Source organism: Micromonospora sp. NPDC047738, assembly GCF_040642675.1.
In the GTDB taxonomy this organism is placed as follows: Bacteria; Actinomycetota; Actinomycetes; order Mycobacteriales; family Micromonosporaceae; genus Micromonospora.
Genome location: NZ_JBEYSO010000001.1, coordinates 54986 through 79522, shown reverse-complemented (window position 1 = coordinate 79522; position 24537 = coordinate 54986). Strand labels below are relative to the sequence as shown.

Annotated in this window: 25 protein-coding genes and 3 tRNA genes; 13 read left to right on the top strand and 15 right to left on the bottom strand. The window is 74.4% G+C overall.

Annotation, left to right across the window (positions count from 1 at the left end; genetic code table 11):
• The first annotated feature begins 3 nt into the window (after positions 1-3).
• From ABZ783_RS00420 to ABZ783_RS00410, 3 genes are all read left to right on the top strand, one after another.
• The gene (locus tag ABZ783_RS00420; protein WP_357434278.1) at positions 4-876 is read left to right on the top strand and encodes a carbohydrate ABC transporter permease; all 873 of its coding nucleotides are present in this window, start codon (positions 4-6) and stop codon (positions 874-876) included.
• Entirely contained in the window at positions 873-2306 is a 1434-nt protein-coding gene (locus ABZ783_RS00415) for a GH1 family beta-glucosidase (protein ID WP_357433252.1), read from the top strand. The genes ABZ783_RS00420 and ABZ783_RS00415 overlap by 4 nt, the downstream gene beginning before the upstream one ends.
• Before the next feature lie 83 nt (positions 2307-2389).
• Positions 2390-3433: a LacI family DNA-binding transcriptional regulator gene (locus ABZ783_RS00410; RefSeq protein ID WP_357433250.1), complete on the top strand. Its 1044-nt coding sequence runs from the start codon at positions 2390-2392 to the stop codon at positions 3431-3433.
• 114 nt (positions 3434-3547) lie between these two features.
• On the opposite strand, the gene ABZ783_RS00405 is transcribed toward ABZ783_RS00410, so the two are convergent.
• Positions 3548-4759: an acyl-CoA dehydrogenase family protein gene (locus ABZ783_RS00405; protein ID WP_357433248.1), complete on the bottom strand. Its 1212-nt coding sequence runs from the start codon at positions 4757-4759 to the stop codon at positions 3548-3550.
• Positions 4759-5829, bottom strand: coding sequence for a phosphotransferase family protein (locus ABZ783_RS00400; protein WP_357433246.1), 1071 nt, complete (start codon positions 5827-5829; stop codon positions 4759-4761). The genes ABZ783_RS00405 and ABZ783_RS00400 overlap by 1 nt, the downstream gene beginning before the upstream one ends.
• A 150-nt stretch (positions 5830-5979) precedes the next feature.
• Here ABZ783_RS00400 and ABZ783_RS00395 point away from each other — a divergent pair, with 150 nt between their 5' ends.
• A complete protein-coding gene (locus tag ABZ783_RS00395) occupies positions 5980-6681 on the top strand; it encodes an amino acid-binding protein (protein WP_357433244.1) in 702 nt (233 codons plus the stop codon).
• An 81-nt stretch (positions 6682-6762) separates the two neighbouring features.
• Entirely contained in the window at positions 6763-7839 is a 1077-nt protein-coding gene (locus ABZ783_RS00390; protein WP_357433242.1) for a GNAT family N-acetyltransferase, read from the top strand.
• 160 nt (positions 7840-7999) lie between these two features.
• Here the strand turns inward: ABZ783_RS00390 and ABZ783_RS00385 are convergent, their stop codons facing one another.
• The 3 genes from ABZ783_RS00385 to ABZ783_RS00375 all read right to left on the bottom strand — a co-directional run bounded on the left by ABZ783_RS00385 (position 8000) and on the right by ABZ783_RS00375 (position 11256).
• The gene (locus ABZ783_RS00385) at positions 8000-9565 is read right to left on the bottom strand and encodes an aldehyde dehydrogenase family protein (protein WP_357433239.1); all 1566 of its coding nucleotides are present in this window, start codon (positions 9563-9565) and stop codon (positions 8000-8002) included.
• Positions 9566-9823: 258 nt separating this feature from the next.
• Positions 9824-10348: an isochorismatase family protein gene (locus ABZ783_RS00380; RefSeq protein WP_357433237.1), complete on the bottom strand. Its 525-nt coding sequence runs from the start codon at positions 10346-10348 to the stop codon at positions 9824-9826.
• Between the two features lie 116 nt (positions 10349-10464).
• Positions 10465-11256 carry an LPXTG cell wall anchor domain-containing protein gene (locus tag ABZ783_RS00375; RefSeq protein WP_357433235.1) on the bottom strand — a complete coding sequence of 264 codons (792 nt, stop codon included), beginning with the start codon at positions 11254-11256 and terminating at the stop codon, positions 10465-10467.
• Positions 11257-11473: 217 nt separating this feature from the next.
• Here ABZ783_RS00375 and ABZ783_RS00370 point away from each other — a divergent pair, with 217 nt between their 5' ends.
• A complete protein-coding gene (locus ABZ783_RS00370) occupies positions 11474-11995 on the top strand; it encodes a DUF488 domain-containing protein (protein WP_357433233.1) in 522 nt (173 codons plus the stop codon).
• A gap of 1 nt (position 11996) precedes the next feature.
• Here the strand turns inward: ABZ783_RS00370 and ABZ783_RS00365 are convergent, their stop codons facing one another.
• From ABZ783_RS00365 to ABZ783_RS00350, 4 genes are read right to left on the bottom strand one after another with little or no spacing between them, the layout of a single operon-like run.
• On the bottom strand, positions 11997-12503 hold the full coding sequence (locus ABZ783_RS00365; RefSeq protein ID WP_357433231.1) for a GNAT family protein: 507 nt from the start codon (positions 12501-12503) through the stop codon (positions 11997-11999).
• Between the two features lies 1 nt (position 12504).
• The gene (locus ABZ783_RS00360) at positions 12505-12714 is read right to left on the bottom strand and encodes a hypothetical protein (protein WP_073836389.1); all 210 of its coding nucleotides are present in this window, start codon (positions 12712-12714) and stop codon (positions 12505-12507) included.
• Between the two features lie 22 nt (positions 12715-12736).
• The gene (gene bioB / locus ABZ783_RS00355; RefSeq protein WP_073836388.1) at positions 12737-13732 is read right to left on the bottom strand and encodes a biotin synthase BioB; all 996 of its coding nucleotides are present in this window, start codon (positions 13730-13732) and stop codon (positions 12737-12739) included.
• 10 nt (positions 13733-13742) lie between these two features.
• Positions 13743-13913, bottom strand: coding sequence for a hypothetical protein (locus ABZ783_RS00350; RefSeq protein WP_357433228.1), 171 nt, complete (start codon positions 13911-13913; stop codon positions 13743-13745).
• Positions 13914-14045: 132 nt separating this feature from the next.
• Here ABZ783_RS00350 and ABZ783_RS00345 point away from each other — a divergent pair, with 132 nt between their 5' ends.
• The 4 genes from ABZ783_RS00345 to ABZ783_RS00330 all read left to right on the top strand — a co-directional run bounded on the left by ABZ783_RS00345 (position 14046) and on the right by ABZ783_RS00330 (position 18383).
• On the top strand, positions 14046-15182 hold the full coding sequence (locus tag ABZ783_RS00345; protein ID WP_357433226.1) for an 8-amino-7-oxononanoate synthase: 1137 nt from the start codon (positions 14046-14048) through the stop codon (positions 15180-15182).
• Positions 15183-15297: 115 nt separating this feature from the next.
• Complete coding sequence (bioD, locus tag ABZ783_RS00340) at positions 15298-16026, top strand: dethiobiotin synthase (protein WP_357433224.1); 729 nt, start codon at positions 15298-15300, stop codon at positions 16024-16026.
• Between the two features lie 54 nt (positions 16027-16080).
• Complete coding sequence (locus tag ABZ783_RS00335; RefSeq protein WP_357433222.1) at positions 16081-17709, top strand: histidine kinase; 1629 nt, start codon at positions 16081-16083, stop codon at positions 17707-17709.
• Entirely contained in the window at positions 17706-18383 is a 678-nt protein-coding gene (locus ABZ783_RS00330; RefSeq protein ID WP_357433220.1) for a response regulator transcription factor, read from the top strand. Before ABZ783_RS00335 ends, ABZ783_RS00330 begins: the two co-directional genes overlap by 4 nt.
• Positions 18384-18399: 16 nt before the next feature.
• Here ABZ783_RS00330 and ABZ783_RS00325 read toward each other — a convergent pair whose 3' ends face one another.
• From ABZ783_RS00325 to ABZ783_RS00305, 5 genes are all read right to left on the bottom strand, one after another.
• Positions 18400-19224: an ABC transporter permease gene (locus tag ABZ783_RS00325; RefSeq protein WP_357433218.1), complete on the bottom strand. Its 825-nt coding sequence runs from the start codon at positions 19222-19224 to the stop codon at positions 18400-18402.
• Positions 19221-20156, bottom strand: a complete 936-nt coding sequence (locus ABZ783_RS00320; protein WP_357433216.1) for an ATP-binding cassette domain-containing protein — start codon at positions 20154-20156, stop codon at positions 19221-19223. Before ABZ783_RS00320 ends, ABZ783_RS00325 begins: the two co-directional genes overlap by 4 nt.
• A gap of 127 nt (positions 20157-20283) precedes the next feature.
• Entirely contained in the window at positions 20284-21453 is a 1170-nt protein-coding gene (locus ABZ783_RS00315; RefSeq protein WP_357433214.1) for a cytochrome P450, read from the bottom strand.
• 1 nt (position 21454) lies between these two features.
• Positions 21455-22123 carry a 50S ribosomal protein L11 methyltransferase gene (locus ABZ783_RS00310; RefSeq protein WP_357433211.1) on the bottom strand — a complete coding sequence of 223 codons (669 nt, stop codon included), beginning with the start codon at positions 22121-22123 and terminating at the stop codon, positions 21455-21457.
• Between the two features lie 163 nt (positions 22124-22286).
• A complete protein-coding gene (locus tag ABZ783_RS00305; RefSeq protein ID WP_073836381.1) occupies positions 22287-22889 on the bottom strand; it encodes a TetR/AcrR family transcriptional regulator in 603 nt (200 codons plus the stop codon).
• Between the two features lie 268 nt (positions 22890-23157).
• Between ABZ783_RS00305 and ABZ783_RS00300 the strand changes: the two genes are divergently transcribed.
• The 3 genes from ABZ783_RS00300 to ABZ783_RS00290 all read left to right on the top strand — a co-directional run bounded on the left by ABZ783_RS00300 (position 23158) and on the right by ABZ783_RS00290 (position 23421).
• Positions 23158-23230: transfer RNA gene (locus ABZ783_RS00300), tRNA-Gly, on the top strand.
• A gap of 35 nt (positions 23231-23265) precedes the next feature.
• Positions 23266-23336: transfer RNA gene (locus ABZ783_RS00295), tRNA-Cys, on the top strand.
• A gap of 13 nt (positions 23337-23349) precedes the next feature.
• Positions 23350-23421 (top strand) — tRNA-Val (locus tag ABZ783_RS00290).
• Between the two features lie 74 nt (positions 23422-23495).
• Here ABZ783_RS00290 and ABZ783_RS00285 read toward each other — a convergent pair.
• Entirely contained in the window at positions 23496-24476 is a 981-nt protein-coding gene (locus tag ABZ783_RS00285) for a helix-turn-helix domain-containing protein (RefSeq protein ID WP_357433209.1), read from the bottom strand.
• Between the last annotated feature and the right edge of the window lie 61 nt (positions 24477-24537).

Below are 24537 nucleotides of genomic sequence, written 5' to 3'. Positions count from 1 at the left end.
GCGGTGGCCCCACCACCGCCGGCCCCGCGACGCCGCCGGCGCACCCCCGGCGTACAGCTCTGGCAGGCCAGCCCGCTGACCTACCTCGCGCTGATCATCGGCTGCGTGTTGTCGATCTTTCCGATCATCTGGTCGTTCATCATCGCCTCCCGGGACAACGGTGCGGTCTACGAGATGCCGCCGAGCCCCGGCGACCAGTTGTTCACCAACATCGACCGGATGCTCGCCAACGAGGACGCTTCGTTCGTTTACGGTCTGGTCAACTCGGCCGTCGTGTCGAGCGTGGTCACCATCTCGGTGATCTTCTTCTCCAGCCTGGCCGGCTTCGCCTTCGCGAAGCTCAGGTTCCGGGGCAGCAACGCGCTGCTGCTGGTCATCATCCTGACCATGATGGTGCCGACCCAACTCGGCGTCATCCCGCTCTACCTGATGATGGTGGATCTCGGGTGGACGGGCACCCTGCAGGCGGTCATCGTGCCGTTCCTGGTGCAGGGCTTCGGGGTGTTCATGATGCGCCAGTACGCGATGTCCGCGATCAGCGATGAGCTGATCGAGGCGGCCCGACTCGACGGCTGCTCCACCTGGCGGATCTACTGGAACGTGGTGCTGCCCGCGCTGCGGCCGGCGGCGGCGGTGCTCGGCCTGCTGACCTTCATGCAGACCTGGAACGAGTTCCTCTGGCCGTTCATCGTGCTCACCCCGGACACCCCGACGGTGCAATACTCCCTGAAGATCCTCTCGTCCGGGCCGTACCAGACGGACTACGTGGCCCTGTTCGCCGGCACCGCGCTGGCGACCCTGCCGCTGTTGGTCGTGTTCATCATCTTCGGCCGCCAGATCATCGGCGGAATCATGGAAGGCGCCGTCAAGTCGTGAGCAACCCAGCCAGCCCACCCGCCGTCGAGGTCCTCGACCAGGGTCCGGAACGCACCTTCCCGCCCGGCTTCCTGTGGGGTGCGGCGACCGCGGCGTACCAGATCGAGGGGGCGGCGGCCGAGGGCGGCCGGACCCCGTCGATCTGGGACACCTTCAGCCACACCGAGGGCCGGACGGTGGCCGGGCACACCGGTGACGTGGCCTGCGACCACTACCACCGGATGCCCGCGGACGTACGGCTGATGGCCGACCTGGGCCTGAAGTCGTACCGGTTCTCGATCTCCTGGCCGCGGGTCCAGCCGGGCGGCGCCGGGCCGGCCAACCAGGCGGGACTGGACTTCTACCGGCGGCTGGTCGACGAGTTGCTGGCCCACGGCATCGAGCCGTGGCTCACCCTCTACCACTGGGACCTGCCCCAGCCACTGGAGGACGCCGGCGGCTGGCCGGCCCGCGACACCGCCGGCCGGTTCGCCGACTACACCCGGCTCGTCGCCGACGCGCTCGGCGACCGGGTGCGATACTTCACCACCCTCAACGAGCCGTGGTGCTCGGCGTTCCTCGGCTACGGCTCCGGCGTGCACGCGCCCGGCCGCTCGGACGGGGCGGACGCGGTCCGGGCCGGGCACCACCTCATGCTCGGGCACGGGCTGGCCGTCCAGGCGGTGCGGGCGGCCCGGCCGGAGGCGCAACTCGGCATCACGCTCAACCTCTACCCGGTGACCCCGGCCACCGACTCGCCCGCGGACGCCGACGCCGCCCGCCGCATCGACGGGCTGGCCAACCGGTTCTTCCTCGACCCGGTGCTGCGCGGGGCGTACCCGGCGGACCTGCAGGCCGACCTGCGCCAGGTCACCGACTTCGGGCACGTGCGCGACGGCGACCTGGGGATCATCTCGGCGCCGCTGGACATGGTGGGCGTCAACTACTACAGCCGGTACGTGGTCGCCGCACCGGTCCCCGGGGACGGGGCGGAGGCCTACTGGCGGGCGCCGTCCTGTTGGCCCGGCAGTGCGGACGTCCGGTTCGTCACCCGGGGGGTGCCGGTGACCGACATGGACTGGGAGATCGACGCCCCGGGCCTGGTGGAGACCCTGGAACGCGTCCACCGGGACTACACCGACCTGCCGCTGTACGTCACCGAGAACGGCTCCGCGTTCGTCGACGCGGTGATCGACGGCCGGGTGGACGACCCGGACCGGCTGGCGTACTTCGACGCGCACCTGCGCGCCGCGCACGACGCGATCGGCGCCGGGGTGCCGCTGAAGGGGTATTTCGCCTGGTCGCTGCTGGACAACTTCGAGTGGGCCTGGGGCTACACCAAGCGCTTCGGGATGGTGTACGTCGACTACGACAGCCAGGCCCGGATCCCCAAGTCCAGCGCCAGGTGGTACGCCGAGGTGATCCGACGTAACGGCCTGGCCGCACAATAGGGCGGAAGGCCAGCCAGTAACGGGCGGCCCGGCACCGACGCCCAAGCAGGTGCCGGATCCGTCCGACGTCGGAGGTGCAGACGATGACAACGCAGCGCACGCGGTCGCTCGGGCGCCCGACCCTGGACGCGGTCGCCGCGCGCGCCGGCGTGGGGCGCGGCACGGTCTCTCGCGTGGTCAACGGCTCGCCCCAGGTCAGCCCCGAGGCCCGGGCCGCCGTCCAGGCGGCGATCGCCGAGCTGGGGTACGTGCCCAACCGCGCCGCCCGGGCGCTGGTGACCCAGCGGACCGACTCGGTGGCGCTGGTGGTCTCCGAGTCGGGGGAGCGGGTCTTCACCGAGCCGTTCTTCGCCGGCATCGTCCGGGGCGTCAGCTCCGCGCTGCTGGAGACCCCGATGCAGCTCTGGCTGGCCATGGCGCAGTCCCAGATCGAGCGGGAACGGGTCGAGCACCACCTGACCAACCAGCACGTGGACGGCGTGCTGCTGCTCTCCCTGCACGACGCCGACCCGCTGCCCACCCTGCTGGAGGAGCGCGGCCTGCCCACCGTGCTCGGCGGCCGGCCGGCCCGGATGCTGCACCCGAACGCCCAGCCGGCCTGGTTCGTCGACGTGGACAACGTCGGCGGTGCCCGGCAGGCGGTGGAGCACCTGTTCGAACGAGGGCGGCGGCGGGTCGCCACCATCGCCGGCCCCCAGGACATGGGTGCCGGCCTGGCCCGGCTGACCGGCTACCGGGAGGCCGTCCAGGCCGCCGGCGGCGCGGTGAACCCGGACCTGATCGCGTACGGCGACTTCAGCGAGGGCAGTGGCACGGCCTGCATGCGCCGGCTGCTGGAGGTCTGCCCGGACCTGGACGCGGTTTTCGTCGCCTCCGACCTGATGGCCTTCGGCGCCCTGCGAGCGCTCCGCGAGGCCGGCCGCCGGGTGCCCGAGGACGTGGCGGTGATCGGCTTCGACGACGCCCCGATCGCCCGGCAGGCCGAGCCGCCGCTGACCACGGTCTTCCAGCCGGTGGAGGAGATGGGCCGGCAGATGGCCCGCCTGCTGGTCTCCCGCATCCGCGGCGAGGAGGTGTCCCCGCACGTCCTCCTCGACACCAAGCTCATCCACCGCGCCTCCGCCTGACCGCCTCGACCGGGCCGCGCGCCCCCGGCGCGTTGACCATGAGGTTAGCGGTGCGGATCGCCCGATTCGTCCCGGCCAAGCTCATGATCAACCCGGCGGTCGGCGGGGGTGGAGTCAGGAGTGGCGGCGGAGTTCGCGTTTGGCCAGGGAGGCCTTGTGGACCTCGTCGGGGCCGTCGGCCAGGCGGAGGGTGCGGGCCTGCGCCCACAGTGCGGCGAGCGGGGTGTCCTGGCTGACGCCGGCCCCGCCGTACGCCTGGACGGCCTTGTCGATCACCCACTCGGCCATCGCCGGCGTGGCGATCTTGATGGCCTGGATCTCGGTGTGCGCGCCCTTGTTGCCGACGGTGTCCATCAGCCAGGCGGTCTTGAGCACCAGCAGCCGGGCCTGCTCGATGCGCACCCGGGACTCGGCGATCCACTCCCGGACCACGCCCTGCTCGGCTAGGGGTCGGCCGAACGCGACCCGGTCCAGCGCCCGCCGGCAGAGCAACTCCAGGGCCCGCTCGGCCATCCCGATCAGCCGCATGCAGTGGTGGATCCGCCCCGGGCCGAGCCGGGCCTGGGCGATGGCGAAGCCGTCGCCCTCGGCGCCGACCAGGTTCTTTGCCGGCACCCGTACGTCGGAGAAGTCGATCTCGGCGTGGCCGCCGTGCGGGGCGTCGGAGTAGCCGAACACCGTCATGCCCCGGCGTACGGTCACGCCCGGGGTGTCCCGGGGGACCAGGATCATGCTCTGCTGGCGGTGCCGCTCGGCGCCCGGGTCGGTCTTCCCCATCACGATGAGGATCTCGCAGCGCGGGTCCATCGCCCCGGACGACCACCACTTGCGACCGTTGATGACAAAGGTGTCGCCGTCCCGGGTGATCCGGGTGGCGATGTTGGTGGCGTCGGAGGAGGCCACCTCCGGCTCGGTCATGCAGAACGCGGAGCGGATCTCCCCCGCCAGCAGGGGCTTCAGCCAGCGGTCCCGCTGCGCCGCGGAGCCGAACTCGGCGAGCAGCTCCATGTTGCCGGTGTCCGGGGCGGCGCAGTTCAGCGCCTCCGGGGCCAGGTGCGGGCTGCGCCCGGTCAGCTCGGCGAGCGGGGCGTACTGGAGGTTGGTCAGGCCGGCGCCGTACCGGGAATCGGGGAGGAAGAGGTTCCACAGGCCCCGCGAACGGGCCTCGGCCTTCAGCTCGGCCATGATTGGCGGGCGCGCCCACGGGTCGCCGGCGGCGGCGACCTGCTCGGCGTGCACCGGCTCGGCCGGGTACACGCACTCGGTGAGGAAGGCTGCCAGCCGGTCGCGCAGCTCGACCGTACGGGCGTCGTAAGCGAAGTCCATCATTTGCCCCTGACCGCGTGCAGACCGTGCTCGACCAGCGGCGCCACCAGCTCGCCGATCCGGTCGAAGCCGCTGCCGAGCGTCTGCCCGAGGGTGTGCCGGTAGTGGATTCCCTCGCAGATCACTGCGAGCTTGAAGCAGCCGAGCGCCACGTGCCAGTGCAGCGGGCCGACGTCGACGTCGCCGCGGCCGGCGTACCGGTCGATCAGCTCGGCTCCGGTGGGGAAGCCGGCACGCGGGCCGAGGCCGTCGGCGACCGGGTTGCCGTCGGCGGCGTCGCTGTCGCCGAGCACGTCCCAGTAGGTCAGCAGCAGCCCCAGGTCGGCCAGCGGGTCGCCGAGGGTGGCCATCTCCCAGTCGAGCACCGCCCGGACGGCGACCGGGTCGACCGCGGCGAGGAGATTGTCCAGCCGGTAGTCGCCGTGCACGATCCGGCCGGCGTTCGCGCCCTCCGGCACGCTGCCGGCGAGCGCGTCGCGCAGTTCGTCGATGGCGGGCAGCGGGCGGCTGCGGGACCGGTCGAGCTGGCCGGCCCAGCGGCGTACCTGCCGGGCCAGGTAGCCGTCGGGGCGGCCGAAGTCGGCCAACCCGACCGCGGCCGGCTCGACCGTGTGCAGCGCGGCGAGGGTGTCCATCATCGCCATGGCCAGGTCGCGCCGCTGCCCGGCGGTGAGCGGGTCGGTCTGTGACCGGCTCCGGTAGACCTCGCCGTCGACCTTCTCCATCAGGTAGAACGGCGCGCCGATCACCGTGTCGTCGGGGCAGAGCAGCAGCACGGCGGGGACCGGCACCTCGGTGGGGGCGAGCGCGGCGATCACCCGGTGCTCCCGGGCCATGTCGTGCGCGGTGGCCAGCACGTGCCCGAGCGGCGGGCGGCGCAGCACCAACTCCCGACCGCCGCCGCGCAGCAGGTAGGTCAGGTTGGACTTGCCCCCGGCGATCAGCCGCGCGGTCAGCGGCCCGGCCACCAGCTCGGGCCGGTGCGCCGCCAGGTACGCGGCGAGTCGTTCGAGGTCGAGGCCACCGGGGGCCGAACCGGTCGAGGGTGCGTCGACGGCCGGATCGGTCATCCGATTAGTTGATGGCAGCTCAGCTTTCTTGTCAAGGTCGGATTTTCCCGGCGGGACATGGCGCTGCAACCGGGGCGAAATGGTCAACCGGCAGGCTGGAGCCCAGCCTGCCGGCCGTCTCGGCCGGCCCGCCGAGCGGAGGGATCAGACATGCTGCTGAGAGTTCGGGTGACCCTGCCGGACCGGCCCGGCACGCTCGGCCAGGTGGCCCGCACACTCGGCGTGTCCGGGGCCGACATCGTGCAGGTGGTGGTGCTGGAACGACTCGGCGGCCGGGCGGTGGACGACTTCACCGTGGTGTGGCCGGGCGCGGCGCGGGTCGAACGCCTCCTGGCCGGGCTGGCCGCCATCCCCGGCGTGCAGGTGGACGGGGTGTGGCGGGCGATCGGCGCGCCGACCACCAGCGGCCAGGACGCTGAGCTGCTCGCCCAGATCGCGGCGAACCCGACCGACGGGATCGCCACCCTGGTCGACGCGGTGCCGGGGCTGCTCGCCGCGGACTGGGCGGTGGCCGCGGTCGTACCGCTGGACTGGGCCTCCCGCGGCGGCGCGGGTGAGGCCACCGTCGGGCACGCGAGCTGGCGGACGCCGACCCCGCCCCGGCTGCCGGAGGTGACCCCGCTGCGGGCCCGGGCGATGGCCGGCCCGGACGGCCGGCACCACGCGGTCGCCCCGTTCGGGCGCGCCGGCCTGGTGCTGGTGGTGGCGCGGGACCACACCGAGCCGCTCACCGCCCCGGCGTTCCACGCCACCGAGGTGGACCGGCTCGCCCAACTGGTCCGCGCCAGCGCGGTGATCCTCGGCGACCGGCTCGATCTGGTCGGCGCGCCGTCGGTGACCAGCGTCACGTGACGGGTGCCCGCCGCGTCACCGCCGGGCAACGGACCCGCAACAGCGGCGCGGCAGGGTCTGGTGGTGGGGAAAGGAGCAGACATGGCGCTGTGGCGGATCCGAGCCACCGTCGAGGACCGGCCGGGATACCTGTCGGTGCTCACGGCGAGCCTCGCGTTGCGCGGGGTCAACATCCTCACTGTGCAGGTGCACACCACCGAGGTGGGCGCGGTCGACGACTTCCTGGTCGACGCGCCCGACCAGCTCACCGAGGCCGACCTGCGGGCCGCCGTCGAGCGGGGACGCGGCCGGGACTGCTGGGTGGCGCGCAGCGAGGCGCGCGGCCTGGCCGACCAGCCCACCCGGGTGCTCGGCCTGGCGACCCGGCTGGTCCGGGACCCGGAGGCGGCCGGCGAGGCGCTGCGTGCCCTGCTCGGCGCCGACTCGGTGGCCTGGCGGCCGACGCCGGCCGGCCCGCCCGGCGGGGTGGGCGCGACGACGATGCTGCTGGCCGACCCGCCGGGCGGGTCGTACGAGCTGCGCCGCCGGGAGCCGAGCTTCACCCCGGCCGAGTACGCCCGGGCCCAGGCGCTGGTGGAGCTCGCCGCCACGGTCGCCCGGCGCGACGCCGACCGGGTGACCCTGGTGCTGCCCGACTCGGCCGAGGTGCTGGTCCGGCCGGCCACCACGGACGACCTGCCGGGGGTGCTGGAGCTGCACGAGACCTGCTCGGCGCGGAGCCGGCAGCGGCGTTACCTGAGCGCCGCCCTGCCGTCACCGGCCCGGTTGCGGCGGCTGCTGGAGCCGGCCCGTGGGCTCACCCTGGTCGCCACGGCCGACTCCGACGGGGAGGCGGAGCCGGTCGTGGCGCTGGCCAACCTGCTCGGCGAGGGCGACGAGGCGGAGGTGGCGCTGCTGGTCCGGGACGACTGGCAGCGGCGCGGCCTGGGCTCGGCCCTGCTGCGGCGGCTGCTCGGGCACGCCGAGCGGGTCGGCTACGCCGCCGTGCTGCTGCACGTGCACGCCGCGAACACCCCGATGCTGCGCGCCGTACGCCGGCTGGACCGGCAGACCTCGGTGGACCGGGACGGCAGCGTGCTGACCGTGACGGTGCCGCTGCGGGCGCGCCGGGCCGACGTGACCCGGCCGGCCGACGCGGCCGTACGACGGTCGCCCTGACTGGACGGTCACCCGCCGCGCCGGGTGCCGCAACGGCGCGGTACGTCGACGTCGGGCGGGTGACCGGTACCGGCGCCGACCCGGCGCCACCTGGCCGACCTCCGGTGCGGGGGACGGTGACCCGGGCAGGGCCCCCGGTGCGGGGGCCCTGCCCGGGTCGTCAGGTCGTCGGGTAGCTGCTGTAGTCGGGGAAGTTGCCGTAGAGCCGGCCGTCGCCGCCCACGGTGACCGCCTGTACGAGCAGGTCGCCGCCGACGAACGCGCCCTTCCAGGACGCGCCCCGGCCGCCGAACGGCTCCTCCCGGTCACCGCGTGAGCGGGGCTTGTTGATGCCCACCTTGAACGCCTGCAGGTCGACGGCGAGCTTGCCGGCCAGCTCCTCGTCGTCGCAGGCGAGGGAGGCGACCAGCGCGCCGTTGGAGGCGTTCATCTGCGCCAGCAGCTCGTCGGTGGTGTCCACCACGACGATGGTGTCGACCGGGCCGAACGGCTCGGCGTGCATCAGCCGGGACCGCCCCGGTGGGGCGAGCAGCACGGCCGGCGCCACGTACGCGGAGGTGTCCTGCCCGTCGAGGAAGGGTGCCCCGTCGAGCTTGCCCCGGTGCAGCGGCACAGCGCCGCCGCGTACCGCCTCGTCGACCTTGCGGCGCAGCTCCTCCGCCTTGGCGGCGCTGATCAGCGGGCCGAAGTCCAGCTCGGGCAGCGGGTCGCCGGCCGACCAGTCGGCGCCGACGGCGAGCGGGTGCCCGAAGCGTACGGAGCGGACGACCGGCAGGTACATGTCGAGGAACTCGTCGACCAGGTCCCGCTGGACCACGAACCGCGGGTACGCGGTGCAGCGCTGCTTGCCGTACTCGAAGCCCTTCTTCAGGTGCGCGGCGAGCAGGTCCCACTGGGAGAAGTTCCAGATGCCCCAGGCGTTGAGGCCCTCCTGCTCGATGAAGTGCCGCTTGTCGGAGTCCAGCAGCGCCGCGGCCACCTTGCCGCCGTTGGACCGGCCGCCGACGAACGCCACCGCGCCGATCTCCGGGGCGCGCACCAGGACCTCGGAGAGTTCCTCGCCGCTGCCGGAGACCAGGGTGGCGGGCAGCCCGGCGCGGCGCATCAGGGCGTGCGCCACGGTGAGGCAGACCGCGCCGCCCTGGGACGGGGTCTTGGCGATCACCGCGTTGCCGGCGAGCAGCTGCACCAGTTCGGCGTGCACCAGCACGCTCATCGGGTAGTTCCAGGAGGCGATGTTGCTGACCGGGCCGGGCAGCGGTTCGCGGCCGTCGGCGAGCATCCGGTCGATCTCCTGCACGTACCAGCGCACGCCGTCCAGGGCGCGGTCGACGTCGGCGCAGGCCAGCCGCCACGGCTTGCCGATCTCCCAGACCAGCAGCATGGCGAGCAGGTCACGGTGGGCGGTGAGCGCGTCGAGGGCCTCGGTGACCCGAGCCTTGCGGTCGGCGAGCGGGGTCCGCGCCCAGTCCCGGTGGGCGGTGGCGGCGTGCGCGACGGCCCGGCGCGCCGCGTCGGCGTCGAGCCGGGCCAGGTTCACCAGGACGGTGTTGTCGACGGGGGTGCGCACCGGGGTCGGCGCGCCGACCGGCTGCCATCCGCCTTCGATCAGGTTGTGCAGGGTGGCGGTGCCGTCCGGTGTGGTGCCGAAGGCTTCCGGCGCGGCAGCCACCGCGCGGGCGAGGGTGTCGGACCAGGAGGTGCCGTCGGCGAGTCTGAGAGCCATCGCGATCTCCTCAGGGTTGTCCAGGGAGCGGCGGCGTCGATGGCACCGCTGGTGAGGCGTACTGTCCCGCGCGGTCGAGCGCGCGGGCAACCGTACGCTCGTATGCCAGGACGCCGGATCCACCGGTTGGCGCCGGCTGCGGTCGTCCCGCACTGGCGTCCACCTGGAAATACGTGGAGATTCTATCGATGCTGACCGATTATGTGATCCACGTCGGGTGGTTGGTGGCCGGGGTCGTCCGTCAATGCCCGCCAGGGTTCAGCCGCGCAGTGCCGCGATCGCCTCGGCCGTCGTGCAGACCGTGCCGAGCCGGCGGAAGACGTAGTCGACCGCGAACTCGTGCGCGTATTCGTCCAACCCGGACATCGCGTCGTGCGGCAGCACCACCCGGTAGCCGATCTCGTCGCCGATCCGGGCGGTCTGCTCGACGCCGAAGTTGGTGACCAGCCCGCCGATCACCAGGGTGTCCACCCCTCGGGCGCGCAGCGTGGCGTCCAGGCCGGTCTCGTGGAAGGCGCCCCAGCTGTGCTTGACCACCAGCACGTCGTCGTCGCGCGGCGCCGCCTCGGGAAGCAGTTCGCTTCCCGCAGGCTGCGGGTCGGCGCCGGGCCGGTCGACGCGGACCACCACGACGGTGGCGCCGGCGGCGCGGCCCGCCTCGGCGAGCGCGACGCACCGGTCGACGACCTCGGGGCCGGTGTGCGGGGCGGTGGGCAGGTCCACGATGCGACGCTGCAGGTCGATCAGGACGACGGCGGTGCGGTGGGGGTTCAGAGCATCCACTTCAAGATCGTATCCAGCGCCTGTCGTTTCGTGGTTCCGCCGGTCCGGTCAGTCCCCACAATGACGGAAACCGGCCGCCGGAAGGTCCGACGGCCGGTTCCCAGGTAGCGCGAAGGTCAGCTGGTGAAGGTGACCTTGTCCCGGCGACGACGCATGGTCATCAGCACGACGCCGCCACCGATGAGTAGAACGCCGGTGAGCGCGATGCTGGTCGCGGCCACGCCGGTGAGCGGCAGACCACCCTCGCTGCCACCGCCGGCACCGCCACCCACCGAGGTGCTCGGCGACGGGGTCTCCGAGGGAGCACCCGACTCACCCGGCGGGGTCGGGGTCGGGGTCTCCTCGACCGGCGGGGTCGGGGTGGGGGTTTCCTCGACCGGCGGGGTGGGGGTGGGGGTTTCCTCGACCGGCGGCGTGGTGGGGGGCGGCGTCTCGCCACCGGTGCCGGTGCCGGCGCAGGTGTGGGTCAGGTTGAACTTGTCCTGCGGTACCTGCCCGTGGATGGTCGACTCGCCGCTCTCCAGCTTCCAGCCGGTCGGCGTGGCGAACCAGACCTTCTTGGCGCCGTTGTCGGTCGTGAAGTGACCGTCGGCGAGCGTCTTGAAGGTGTCGGCGGTGCCGTTGTTGTCGGTGTCCCAGCCGATGTTCACCGCGTCGACGCTCTCGACGCCGTTGCCGGGCCAGATGAAGACCCAGATGTCCTCGCCGGCTACCTGCTGCTCCGCGCCGGCGCACTTGCCGAAGCCCTGGTTGAAGCCCCCGGCTGAGGCCAGGATGTGCTGGCCGGCCTGACGCAGGGTGGGGTTGGTGACGGTGGCCGACGCCCAAGCCGGGGTGGCCAGTGCGAGGCAGGCCGCGGCCGCGGACGCGGTCACAGCCGCGCGCGCCACGTGCCGACGCTGTGGCATGAGGAATCCTCCGAGATGGGGAGAGGTGACGGCACATGATCGCACGCCGGCCCCGCACCGGTGACATCGGACGTTCGGCTTGAGCTGCAGGAACACTTCGGGTGCGTGTCGAGGTAACGCGGATCGAGGCTCCGGTGCAGAACCAGCCACCGATCTCGGCCACCTGCCGTTCGTGTTCGAGCGGTAAGCGCCCGAGATTCGGGGCAACCTGGGGTACGTGTTGCTGACGGTGGGGCACGGGGCGGCCGATCGGGAGCGGTTGGGGGAACTGCTGACCGGCGCGGGGATCGCCCTCGTGGTGGACGTACGGCGGTATCCGGCCAGCCGGACCAACCCGGACGTCCGACGGGAGGCGCTCGAGCGCTGGCTGCCGGAGCGGGGCATCGCCTACCGCTGGGAGCCCCGCCTCGGCGGTCGCCGGCACGTGCGCGCCGGGGAACCGGAGCCGGACACCTGGTGGACGGTCGCCGCGTTCCGGGCGTACGCCGCCTACACCCGGACGCCGGAGTTCGACGCGGCGCTGGACGAGGTGCTGGCCGACGCGGCCCGGCGGACCACGGCGGTGATGTGCAGCGAGAGCGTCTGGTGGCGCTGCCACCGGCGGCTCATCGCCGACGTGGCGGCATTCGGGCGGGGGGTGCCGGTGCGGCACCTCATGCCGGACGGCCGGCTCAGTCCGCACCGCCCCGCGGCGGGTGCCCGCCGCCTACCCGACGGCCACCTGGTCTGGGACGGCTGACTCAGTCGGGCAGTTCGTGGGCGAGGAGGTCCATGAGGAGTCCGTCGTGCCAGCGCCCGTCCGCGCCGCGCTCGTACCGCCGCATGATGCCCACCGGGCGGAAGCCCACCTTCGCGTACGCGCGGATCGCCGCCGTGTTCGCCGCCGCCGGGTCGATGGTGAACCGGTGATGGCCGTACTCGTCGACCAGGTGCCGGGTCAGGGTGCGGATGGCGTCCCCGCCGAGGCCGGCGCCGCGTACCGCCGGGTCGAGGAAGATGTCCAGGCTGGCGTGGCGGTAGTCGGGGTCCGTCTCGGCGTACCACTGGATGGCGCCGACCACCCGGCCGTCGTGCTCGATGGCGTACACGGTCAGGTCGTCGTCGGCCAGGTCGGCGCGGACCGCCTCGGCGAGGTCGTCGCCACCGCGCCACCAGCGCCTCACCTCGGGGGTGGCGCGGATCGCGGCGAGGGCGGGCACGTCGGCGTCCGTCGCCGGTCGTAACGTCACCGCCCGCCCCTGCAGCACGTCAGCCCCTGCTCTCGCCGTGCTCGACGCAGACCGCCGACCAGCCGGTCGGCACGACCTGCACCTTCATCCGGCGGCGGCAGTGGGCGCAGTAGCGCGGCGGCTCCAGCTCGCGCGCCGCCTGGCAGGCCGCGTGCGCGCCGGCGTCGGCCGGCTCACCACAGCGGTCGCACCAGCGCCGCGCCGTCGCGGGCTCGACAAGCTCGGTCACGTCGTCCTCACCTGGTGGGTCTCTACAGGGTCGCCGACAGCGCCTTGACCGGCATCTTCAGCTCGTCCAGCAGCTTCAGGTCGTCGGTCGCCGACCGGCCCAGCGTGGTCAGGTAGTTGCCGACGATGACGGCGTTGATGCCGCCGAGCAGGCCGTCCCGGGTGCCCAGGTCGCCGAGGGTGAGCTCCCGGCCGCCCGCGTACCGGAGGATGGTGCGCGGCATGGCCAGCCGGAACGCGGCGATGGCCCGCAGCGCGTCCTTGCCCTCCACCACCGGACGGTCGCCGAGCGGGGTGCCGGGGCGGGGGTTGAGGAAGTTGAGCGGGACTTCGTGCGGGTCCAGCTCGGCGAGCTGCGCGGCGAACTCGGCCCGCTGCTCCACCGACTCGCCGAGGCCGAGGATGCCGCCGCAGCAGACCTCCATGCCGGACTCGCGGACCATCGTCAACGTCTCCCAGCGCTCCTCCCAGGAGTGCGTGGTGACCACGTTCGGGAAGTAGGAGCGGCAGGTCTCCAGGTTGTGGTTGTAGCGGTGCACGCCCATCTCGACCAGCTCGTCGACCTGCTCCTGGGTGAGCATGCCCAGCGAGGCGGCGACCTGGATGTCCACCTCCGCCTTGATGGCGGCCACGCCCTCGCGCATCTGCTTCATCAACCGGGCGTCCGGGCCGCGCACCGCGGCCACGATGCAGAACTCGGTCGCCCCGGTCGCCGCGGTCTGCTTCGCCGCCTCGACCAGCGCCGGGATGTCCAGCCAGACGGAGCGGACCGGCGAGGTGAACAGGCCGGACTGGGAGCAGAAGTGGCAGTCCTCGGGGCAGCCGCCGGTCTTCAGCGAGACGATGCCCTCGACCTCGACCTCCGGGCCGCACCAGCGCATCCGTACCTCGTGGGCGAGTTGGAGCGCGGCGGGCAGGTGCTCGTCGGGCAGGTTCAGCACGGCGAGGACACCGGCCTCGTCGAGGCCGACGCCGTTCTCCAGCACCCGGGTGCGGGCCTGGTCGAGGATCTCTGGCATGGCTCGTACCCTACAAGCCCGGTGGTCGAGGAGAAATCGGCTCCGCGTCGGGGGTGACCAGCGCGTCAACCAGCAGCGCCTGGGTCGGCGGTGGCAGGCTCGGGTCGGCGGCGGCCAGCAACAGGGCGACTTCGACACCGCGGCGCAGCAGTGCGGCCATCCGGCGCGTCGGATTTCTCATCCGCGGAGCATCGAAGCTGAAGCGAGGTTGAAGTCAACCGCGGAGCGGATCCGCCGGGGCTGCCGAGGCGGGTGGTAATTTCGCCCGGCGGAAGGGCCCGAGGGGCGACGATCGGCGGGAAGGGGCGGGACGGTGGCGGACTGGCTGGCGGCGCTCGACCGCCGCGCCGAGCTGCGGGCCAAGGCGGGGCTCACCCGTGCGCTGCGCCCGCGCGCGGCCGGCGACCCCGTGATCGATCTGGCCGGCAACGACTACCTCGGCCTGGCCACCCACCCGGAGGTCGCCGCCGCCGCCGCCGCGGCGCTGTCCGCGTACGGGCTGGGGGCCACCGGGTCCCGGCTGGTGCGCGGCTCCACCGACCTGCACCACGCGCTGGAGGACGCGCTGGCCGACTGGCTCGGCGCCGACCGGGCGCTGGTCTTCTCCTCCGGCTACCTGGCCAACCTCGCCGCCGTCCGGGGTCTGGTGCAGCCGCGTACGCTGCTCGTCTCCGACGCCCACAACCACGCCTCGCTGATCGACGGGTGCCGGATCTCCGGCGCGGAGACCGTGGTGACCCCGCACGCCGACGTCGACGCGGTGGCCGTCGCGCTGGCCGCCGCCCCGGGCCGGCCCGCGGTGGTGGTCACCGAGTCGGTCTTCTCGGTCGACGGCGACCTCGCCCCACTGGCCGCGCTGCACGCCGTCGCCCGCCGGTACGGTGCCCTGCTGCTGGTCGACGACGCGCACGCGCTCGGCGTCACCGGTCCGGTCGGGGCCGGCGGGGTGGTCGCGGCGGGGCTGGCCGGCGAGCCCGACGTGGTGGTGACCGCCACCCTCTCCAAGGCGCTCGGGGGTGCGGGCGGCGTGGTGGCCGGGCCAGCGGAGTTCGTCCGGCACCTGGTGGAGACCGGCCGCACCTTCATCTTCGACACCGCGCTGCCCCCGGCGGTCGCGGCCGGCGTGCTGGCCGCGGTGCGGCTGGCCCGGGCCGGCGACGAACTGCGCGCCGAGCTCGCCGAACGGGCCGCCCTCGCGGTACGCCGGCTGGGCGGGGCCGGGCTGGACGTCTCCGCGCCCGACGCGGCGGTGGTGTCGGTGACCGCGCCCGGCCCGGAGGCGGCGACCGCGTGGGCGGCCGACTGCCGGGACCGCGGCGTGGCGGTGGGCTGCTTCCGGCCGCCGTCCACGCCGGACAGCCGCTCCCGGCTCCGGCTTACCATCGGCGCCGGGGTGGCGCGGGCGGACTTCGGTCGGGCCCTGGATGTCATCGTGGAGTGCGCACCGTGAGCGCGAGGAGTGAGCCGGGTTTGCGAGCCCCGCAGTCGCGAACCGAGAGCGGCACCGTGAGCGCGAGGAGTGAGCCGGATTTGCGAGCCCCGCAGCCGCGAACAGAGGTGGCCTCATGACGAATGGTTGGACCGGGCCGGTGCTGGTGACCGGGACGGACACCGAGGTGGGCAAGACGGTGGTGACCGCGGCGATCGCGACCGCCGCGCAGGCCGCCGGGCTGCGGGTGGCGGTGGTCAAGCCCGGCCAGACCGGTACGGCCACCGGTGAGCCCGGCGATGTGGACTCGGTGACCCGGCTGGCTGCCCCGCTCACCGGCCGGACCCTGGCCAGCTATCCGGACCCGCTCGCCCCGCTGGCCGCGGCCCGGGTCGCCGAGCTGCCGCCGCTGGAGCTCTACACCGCCGTCGACGCGATCCGCGAGGAGACCGACAAGCACGATCTGGTGCTCGTGGAGGGGGCCGGCGGGCTGCTCGTACCGATGGGGCTGCGGCCGTCGGGTGAGCCCTGGACGGTGGCCGACCTGGCGGTGTCGCTGGGCGCGCCGGCCGTGGTGGTGGCCCGCGCCGGGCTCGGCACGCTGAACCACACCGCACTCACCCTGGAGGCGCTGGACCGCCGGGCGGTCCCCGCCGGGGTGGTCATCGGGGCCTGGCCGGCCGAGCCGGAGCTGGTGCATTGGCTCAACCTGTCCGACCTGGTGCCTAACCTGCTGGGCGCGGTGCCGATGGGCGCCGGCGCGATGGACCCGGGGGTGTTCCGCCGGTCCGCCCCCGGTTGGCTCACCCCCGCCCTGTACGGGGTGCTCGACGACTGGCGGGCCTGGGCGGAGGACGCGAGCTGACCACCTGACTTTCGTCGGTGCCCGGCCCGGCCGGCCGTCGGTACCGTGGCCGCCGTGGAACTGCGCTGGTGGTGGGCGGGACGCCCGGACCCCGACCGCGGGCCGACCGGCCGGCGGTGGGTCGGCGACCTGCTGCTGTGGGCCGCGGTGTCGGCGCCGGTGGCGTACGCCGGGGTCACCCCGCCCTATCCCCGGTACGCGGTGCCGCTGCTGGTCGGGTCGCTGGCGCTGCTCGCCCTCGCGGTGACGCTCGGCCGGCGGCTGCCCCTGGCGGCGTTGGTGGCGGTGGTGTTCGGCTCGCTGCTCGACGGCAACTTCGTCTTCGCCATCCCGGTGTTCAGCTTTCTCGCGGGGCGGCGCAGCACCGGCACCGGGCGACCGGCAGCGGTCTTCGGCGCCATCGCGGTCGGCGGGAGCTCGCTCAACCTCGGGCTGCTCGGCACCGAGCCGGAGACCTGGTTCCTGCTGGCCTCGGTGCTGCTCTTCGCCGGGGTGTTCCCCTGGCTGCTCGGGCGGCACCGGCGGCAGCAGCGGGCGCTGGCGCAGGCGGAGCGGCGGCATGCCGAGGCGGAGGAGCGCGAGCGGCGCAGCGCGGTCGACCGGATCCGGCTGCGGGAACGGGCCCGGATCGCCCAGGAGATGCACGACTCGCTGGGCCACGACCTGAGCCTGATCGCGTTGCGCGCCGCGGGGCTGGAGGTGGCACCCGACCTGGCTCCCGCGCACCGGGCCGCGGCCGGGGAGCTGCGGGTCAGCGTGGCCGCGGCCACCGAGCGGCTGCGCGAGATCATCGGCGTGCTCCGGGAGGACCGGCCGGGCTCGCTGCGCCCGGCCGGCGAGACCGTGGCGGAGCTGGTGGACGGGGCCCGCGACGCCGGGATGACGGTCGCGCTGCGGGCCGCCGGGGAGATCGGCGCGCTGCCTCCGCTGGCCGCGCACACCGTCCATCGGGTGGTGCGCGAGGCGCTGACCAACGCCGCCCGGTACGCGCCCGGCGCCGCGGTGACCGTCACCGTCGAGCGGAGCGGCGACGAGGTGGTGGTCGGCGTGGTGAACGCGACACCGCCGGCCGGGCCGCTGCCAGCGCCGGCGTCCGACGGCAGCGGTCTGCTCGCCCTGCGCGAGCGGGTCCGCCTCGCCGGCGGGACGCTCGACGCGGGCCCCCGGGACGGCGGCTTCCAGGTGTCCGCACGGCTGCCGCTGACCGCCGACGCGGACACCCGGCCCCTCCCGGCCGCGCTGCCCGACGGTGCGGCGCCCGGAGCAGGCGCTGTGGCGCGCCGGACCGACGGCGGGCCGGACGCGAGCGGCCCCGGCCGAGCGTCGGGCGAGCAATCCGGGGAGGAGGCACGGCGGCTGCGGGACGCCCGCCGCCGGGTGCGGCGCAGCCTGCTGATGGCGTTCGGCGCGCCGGCCGTTCTCGGGCTCGTGCTCGCCCTGGTCTACTACCCGCTCGCCACGGCGGGTGCCGTGCTCGATCGGGCCGGGTACGAGCGGCTGCGGGTCGGCGACCCCCGGGACGGCCTCGGGTTGCCCCGCCGGCAGGCGGCCCCGCCGACGGCGGACGACGCCCCTGGTGCGTGTGAGTACTACACCGACGGCAACTTCCCCTTCGCGGAGCCGACCTGGCGGCTCTGCTTCTCCGACGGCCGGCTGGTCAGCAAGGAGCGGATCGCGCAGTGATCGACGACCACGGGCACCCCCTGCGGGTGGTGCTCGCCGACGACGAGGCGATGGTCCGCGCCGGGGTGCGCGCCATCCTGGCCGCCGACCCGGCGATCGAGGTGGTCGGCGAGGCCGGCGACGGCCACGCGGCCGTGGAGTTGGTCCGCGCCCGCCGGCCCCGGGTGGCGCTGCTGGACATCCGGATGCCCAGGTGGGACGGGATCAGCGCGGCGGCGGAGATCCGCCGGCTGGTGCCGGAGACGGCCACGCTCATGCTGACCACCTTCGGTGAGGACGACCTGATCGCCCGGGCGCTCGGTCAGGGGGCGAGCGGGTTCCTGCTCAAGTCGGGTGATCCCCGGGAGTTGCTCGCCGCGATCCGGGCGGTGGCCGACGGTGGGGCGTACCTGTCGCCCCGGGTGGCGCGCCGGGTGATCGAGCTGAGCGGCGGGCGGATGGCGCGGGGGCCGCAGGCCCGGGACCGCCTCGCCGGGCTGACCGACCGGGAGCGGGAGGTGCTGGCCCTGGTCGGGGCGGGCCTGTCCAACGCCGAGATCGGCCGCCGGCTGCACCTCGTCGAGGGCACCGTGAAGAGCTACCTGACCAGCATCTTCACCAGACTGGACGTACGCAACCGGGTGCAGGCGGCGATCCTCGCGTACGAGGCGGGGCTGGTGCCGCCGGCCGGTTGACCAGCCCCGCCCTCGCTCACGCGTCCCGGCGGCCCAGCGCGTACCGGCCGAGCAGCAGCGCGGCCGCCGCCCAGCCGGCGAGCAGCAGCAGCCCCACCGCCGCCGGGTACGGCTCGGTGTCCCCGGCCAGGAAGTGGCTGCCGGCGACGCCCGGGAAGCCGTCGGCGATCCGGGTGAGCACGGTGATCCCCGGTTCCTGCAGCGACAGCGGCACGATCATCAGCAGGGCGAAGAGCACGGTCAGGGTGAGCACCGCGCCGCGCAGCGCCGCCGCCAGCCCGAGCGCCAGCACGCCGACCAGCGCGAGGTACGCGGCCGAGGCGGCCACGTCGCCGAGGGTTCCGCCGAGCGGGGCGCGGCCCCACTCGCCCAGCACCGGCCGGGCGACCGCCGCGCCGACGCCGCCGAGCAGCAGCCCGACCAGGAACGTCACGACGCCGACCACGACCGCCTTGGCCAGCAGCACCCGGCCGCGGGACGGGGTGCAGCGCAGCGTCGTGCGGATGGTGCCGGTGGCGTACTCGCTGGTGACGGCGAACAGCCCGAGGGCGAGGACGACGTACTGGGTGAGTTCCAGCGAGCCGGTCACGATGTCGCCGACCGGCAGGATGCCCGGGTTGACCGTCGGGTCGTCGTCGGTGTTGGCGTTGACGGCGTAGATGGCCAGCTGGGCGGCGGTGGCCGCCATGGTCAGCGTCGCCGCCAGCAGCGTCCACCAGGTGGACCGGACCGACCACAGCTTGGTCCACTCGGCGGCGACGGCACCGGCGAACGGACTGGTCGTCGGGGCGTTTGGGGATGCCGGCCGGGTGGTCGGCGGGGCGGTGGGCAGGGTGGTCATCGGGCCTCGTTTCCGGCCGCGCCGGCGGCGTACTCGACGCTGTCGGCGGTGAGTTCCAGGAACGCCTCCTCCAGTGAGGCGGCCACCGGGGTCAGCTCGTGCAGCCGCACCCCCAGCTCGTACGCCAGGTCACCGACCCGGTCGGCGGAGGCGCCGGTGACGGTCAGGCCGTCCGTGTCGTACGCGGTCACGGTCGCCCGCTCGGCGGTCAGCCGGGCGCCCAGCGCCGCCAGGCCGGCCGGTTCGGGGCCGCGTACCCGGACCGACGGGGCCGGGCCGGCGGCGATCAGCTCGGCCAGCGGCGCGTCGGCGACGAGTCGACCCTTGCCGAGCACGATGACCCGGTCGGCGGTCTGCTGCATCTCGCTCATCAGGTGGCTGGAGAGCAGGACGGTCCGTCCCTCGTCGGCGAGGGTCCGGGTGAGCCGGCGGATCCAGCGCACCCCGTCCGGGTCGAGGCCGTTGACCGGCTCGTCGAGCAGCAGCACGGGCGGGTCGCCGAGCAGCGCGCCGGCGATCCCGAGCCGTTGGCCCATGCCCAGCGACAGTGCCCGTCCCGGCTTGTCGGCGGCGCGCCCGTCCAGCCCGACCAGGTCGAGCACCTCGGCCACCCGGCGGGCCGGGATGCCGTTGCTGCGGGCCATCGCCCGCAGGTGGGACCGGCCGGAGCGGGTCGGGTGGATGCCGGTGGCGTCCAGCAGCGCGCCCACCTCGTGCAGCGGGTGCCGCAGTTCCCGGTACGGCCGGCCGTTGACCAGGGCCGCTCCGGCGGTCGGCCGGTCCAGCCCGAGCACCATCCGCATGGTGGTGGACTTGCCCGCGCCGTTGGGGCCGAGGAAGCCGGTCACCTGCCCCGGTCCGATGTCGACGGTCAGGCCGTCGACCACGGTCGCCGTCCCGAACCGTTTCGTCAACCCACGTAGTGTGATCATGCTCCGACGCTAGGCAACGGGCGGGTGGCGGCGCCGCTGCCGATCGGCGCCGACCCACCCTGACTTTCGTCAGGCCCGGGCCCGCACCCTCGGGCGGCTCAGGCCCGGGCCCGCTGCCTCGGGCGGCTCAGGCCCGGCGCACCACGAACGCGTCCGGCATCCGGAAGGTGAGGTTGTCGGGGCACCACGGCGGGCGGACCACGGTCACCCCGTCGAGCAGCGGCGCCGCCTCGGCGACCACCACCGCCGCCTCCATCCGGGCCAGCTGCGCCCCCACGCAGCGGTGCGCCCCGGCCCCGAAGGCGAGGTGCCGCCGGGAGCCGCGCTGCCCCGGCCGGAACTCGCCCGGCGCGGCGACCACCTCCGGGTCCCGGCCGGCCCGGGCCAGCCAGGCCACGATGCTGGTGCCCGCCGGGACGGGGGTGCCGCCCAGCGTGGTGTCCACCGCCGCCATCCGTCGCCAGGTGACGATCGGCGGCTCCAGGCGGAGCCCCTCCTCGACCACGTCGGCGACCGGGATCTCGCCGGCGCGCAGCCCGGCGCGGACCGACGGTTCGCCGGTCAGCCGGTGCAGCAGCAGGGTGAGGAACTGCGAGGTGGTCTCCTGGCCGGCGACCAGCAGGAAGAAGAGCGCGCCGACGACCACGTCGGGGGAGTGCCCGGCGTCGCGCAGCCGGGCGGCCAGCCCGCCGCCGGTCGCGGCGAACGCGCGCAGCACGGTGTGGAACCGGCCGACCTCGGCGGCGAGGGCGAGCTGCCGGTCCTCGGCCAGCGGGGCCCAGAACAGCTCCAGGGCGGCCCGGGCGAATTCCTTGACCGCGCCGACCGGGGCGTCCGGCAGCTCCACCAGGCGGGCCAGCACCAGCAGCGGCAGGTCGGCGGCGAGTTCGGCGTACAGGTCGACCGGCTCGCCCGCGTCGAGGGCGGTGGCGAGCCGGGCCACCCGCCGCCGGACCAGGTCGGTCAGCCAGGGCTGCTGCGCGGCCACCCGGGTGGGGTGCAGCGCGTCGGCGACGATGCCGCGGATCTCCGGGTGGCTGGCCCCCGAGTTGTTGGCCAGGGTCGGGGGGAGCCGGAACCGGTGGCCGGCGAGGACCCGCAGGGCGGCCACCGGCATCGGGGTCACCGCGTCGAGGGCGTTGTCCGGCCGGAACGTCGCCGGATCGGTGAGCAGCTGCCGGACCAGGGCGTGCCGGGTCACCACCAGATGCGGCACGCCGACGTGGTCGACCACCGTGGCCACGTCGGGCCGCCGGCCCTCGACGGACTCCCAGCCCCGGAACAGCACGGGCGTCACGCTAGTGGGCGGCTCCCGGCGGAGCCGGGTTCAGCTCCCACACCGTGGTGTGCTTCACCCGTACGCTCTCCAGCGCCTCCGGCACCGGCACGTCGTAGGTGGCCAGCTGGTGGAAGCGCCCGCGGGGCAGGAACGCCCGGCCGGGGTCGCCGACCAGCACCCGGGCCCCGGACCGGGCGGCCCGGAGCAGGAAGCGCAGCATCCGCCGCGCCATCGCCTCGCTGTAGAAGACGTCTCCGGCGAGCACCACCTCGGCGCCGCCGGCATCGTCGTCGAGGATGTCGCCGAGTTCGGCGTCGACGCGTACCCCGTTGGCCTCGGCATTGAGCGCGACGGCCGCGACCGCCCGCTCGTCCACCTCGACGGCCCGCACGGACGCCGCGCCGGCGCGGGCGGCGGCGATGGCGACCAGGCCGGATCCCGTGGCGAGATCGAGCACCCGCCGCCCGGCGACCAGGTCGGGGTGGTCGGTGACGTGCCGGGCGAGCGCCTGCCCGCCGGCCCAGGCGAAGGCCCAGAACGGTGGGGGTTGCGCGCTGTGGAACTCGCCCTCGGTCAGCTCCCAGAGCCCGATGGGCTCGTCGGCCTGGTGCAGCCGCACCTCGGGGACGAAGGCGACCGGGGCGAGCCGGGCGTGCAGCCGGACGAAGGCCGCGGACAGGTCGGACACCCGGCTGATTCTGTCGTACGCCTCGGCGCCGCCCGCCGGCGCTCCCGGGCGGGTCGCGGCGCGGCGTGACCGGTTCACCATGGTCCGTGAGAGCTGCCCCCGCGATTGGCGATCCGTGCGAACCCGCCCGTCTACCGCCTGATCGCGGACCGGACGGTCGAGGTCAGTCGAGCTGGGCCGGCTCCAGGCCCAGCTCACGGGCGGCCACCAGCCGGACCCACTCGGCGATCTGCCGCCGGGTGATCACGCGCTCGTGCACCGACAGCTGCACGGCGAGGCCGTCCATCACGGCGCTGATCCGCCACGCCGCGCCCGCCGGGTCGGGGCAGTCGAAGGTGCCGTCGGCGACCCCGTCGGAGATCACCGCGGCGAGGTCCTGCCGCCACCGCAGGTCGAGCCGGCGGGAGAGCTTCTCCAGCTCGGGGGTGCGCAGCGATTCCGCCCAGCCGTCGATCCAGATGGACCAGGAGGTCGACCGGCCGGTCGGGGCGTAGAGGCGCAGCATCCGGCGCAGCTTGGTCAGCGGCGGGGCGGAGGAGCGGAGCACCGCGTCGAGCCGGGCCAGGTCCTGCTCGACGGCGTACGCGAACGCCTGCGCGAGCAGCCGGTCCTTGGTGGCGAAGTGGTAGAAGACCAGCGCCTGGCTGACGCCGGCGGCCTCCGCCACGTCGGCCGTGCGGGTGTTGGCGATTCCACGTTCCGCGATCACGTCACAGGCCGTGCGGAGCAGGGCATCCAGGCGGATCTCGGCGGCGCGTCTCGTCACGATCGCTACCGTAGCCCATCGATATGACCACGGGGAGTTACCGACGCGGCCGGTCGTACGACCAACAGTCGGAAGCCGGACAGTCCCGGCCGGCGTGTCGCCGGGGCGATCCTTCCGCCCGGCCCCGACGCAGGCACCTGCCTCCTAGGAAGCCTTCGCGGGCGGGGTGGATCGTCACCCGGACGCGCCCGGAAAACGGACCCGATTTGGCAACCGTTCCCCGGCTCGGCTAAAGTTCTCATCCGTCGCCGGGAAACACCGGGGGCACGCGGACGTAGCGCAGCTGGTAGCGCATCACCTTGCCAAGGTGAGGGTCGCGGGTTCGAATCCCGTCGTCCGCTCGGAGCTGCCGCCACGCATGATCGGGGGCAACCTCGGTGGAGTGGCCGAGAGGCGAGGCAACGGCCTGCAAAGCCGTGTACACGGGTTCAAATCCCGTCTCCACCTCGGCAGTAGACGAGGGCGATTGGCGCAGTGGGAGCGCGCTTCCTTGACACGGAAGAGGTCACTGGTTCAAACCCAGTATCGCCCACTTCGATGAGCAGACGGCTCGTCGCCGGACACCGGTGACGAGCCTTCCTGTTTCTCCGGCCCGTCGGCCACCGCTCAGGCCGCCGCGGTCAGCAGCGCCTCCGCCACCGCCGTCCGGCTGCTCAGCAGGGATCGGCCCTGCCGGTGCGTCACCACCAGGCCGGCCGCGCGCAGCGCGGTGAGGTGCTGCGACACGCCAGCCGGGGAGAGGCCCGTGTGCCGGGCCAGCTCGGTGGTCGACCGAGGCGCGTCCAGCGCCGCGAGCAGCCGGGCCCGCCCCCGCCCGAGCACGGCGCCCAGCGCGTCCGGCGCCGTCGGCGGGCAGGCCCACAGCACGCCGAGTCCCCGGGCCGGGTACGCCAGCTGCGGCACGTCCCCGGCGGCGATGCTGAGCACGGACGGCCAGACGAAGACCGACGGCACCAGGACCAGCCCGCTGCCGTCGGGCACGTCCGGAGCGGTGCAGTGCCGCTGGCTGATCAGCAGGGCGTCGCCCTCCCAGCGGACCCGCTCGTGCAGGTCGTTGAGGAGCCCGGCCGCGCCGTCCTCGGCCAGCCGGCGGGCCCGCCGGAACACCTCCGCCTCGAGCAGGGCCCGGATCCGGGGCCAGTCGCCGGCCAGGGCCAGCCGCCAGTACGCCTCGATCTCGCCGGCGAGCCGGTGCAGCCCGTCCTCCGGGTCGGCGTAGAGCGCGGACAGCGCCGCTGGCCGGGGGCCGGGGTACAGGTCCAGCTGGGCGCGGACGGTCCCCGGTGGGGTGCCGCGCAGCGCGGCCAACTCCTGCCCCAGGTCGGGGGTCAGGCCGGCGGGCGGCGGGGTGAGGAAGTCGGCCAGGTAGCCGGGCGCGGGCGGGACGAGGTGCCAGAGCAGGCCGCGGTCCGGGCCGATCAGGTGCGCCTCGGCCAGGCGCGGCCGGACCCGGTTCACCCAGGGCAGGTGGATCGCGTGCTGGCCGGGATCGCGGAGCACCCGCACACTGGCGACGGTCTCCCAGAGGCAGGAGAGCGCGAACCGGACCCGCGCCACGGCGCCCGCCGACAGGCCGATCGCGACCATGCCGCCTCCTTCGTTTCAGCTGGGACTGAAACATTACGGCGGCCGGCGGCACGGACTCAGA

Bases quoted from the DNA above. Each gene is read 5' to 3' on its own strand.
- ABZ783_RS00385 (WP_357433239.1), bottom strand. From the start codon at position 9,565: ATGGCTCTCAGACTCGCCGACGGCACCTCCTGGTCCGACACCCTCGCC.
- ABZ783_RS00395 (WP_357433244.1), top strand. From the start codon at position 5,980: ATGCTGCTGAGAGTTCGGGTGACCCTGCCGGACCGGCCCGGCACGCTC.
- ABZ783_RS00405 (WP_357433248.1), bottom strand. From the start codon at position 4,759: ATGGACTTCGCTTACGACGCCCGTACGGTCGAGCTGCGCGACCGGCTG.
- ABZ783_RS00400 (WP_357433246.1), bottom strand. From the start codon at position 5,829: ATGACCGATCCGGCCGTCGACGCACCCTCGACCGGTTCGGCCCCCGGT.
- ABZ783_RS00320 (WP_357433216.1), bottom strand. From the start codon at position 20,156: ATGATCACACTACGTGGGTTGACGAAACGGTTCGGGACGGCGACCGTG.
- bioB (WP_073836388.1), bottom strand. From the start codon at position 13,732: ATGCCAGAGATCCTCGACCAGGCCCGCACCCGGGTGCTGGAGAACGGC.
- ABZ783_RS00350 (WP_357433228.1), bottom strand. From the start codon at position 13,913: ATGAGAAATCCGACGCGCCGGATGGCCGCACTGCTGCGCCGCGGTGTC.
- ABZ783_RS00390 (WP_357433242.1), top strand. From the start codon at position 6,763: ATGGCGCTGTGGCGGATCCGAGCCACCGTCGAGGACCGGCCGGGATAC.
- ABZ783_RS00375 (WP_357433235.1), bottom strand. From the start codon at position 11,256: ATGCCACAGCGTCGGCACGTGGCGCGCGCGGCTGTGACCGCGTCCGCG.
- ABZ783_RS00325 (WP_357433218.1), bottom strand. From the start codon at position 19,224: ATGACCACCCTGCCCACCGCCCCGCCGACCACCCGGCCGGCATCCCCA.
- ABZ783_RS00285 (WP_357433209.1), bottom strand. From the start codon at position 24,476: ATGGTCGCGATCGGCCTGTCGGCGGGCGCCGTGGCGCGGGTCCGGTTC.
- ABZ783_RS00410 (WP_357433250.1), top strand. From the start codon at position 2,390: ATGACAACGCAGCGCACGCGGTCGCTCGGGCGCCCGACCCTGGACGCG.
- bioD (WP_357433224.1), top strand. From the start codon at position 15,298: ATGACGAATGGTTGGACCGGGCCGGTGCTGGTGACCGGGACGGACACC.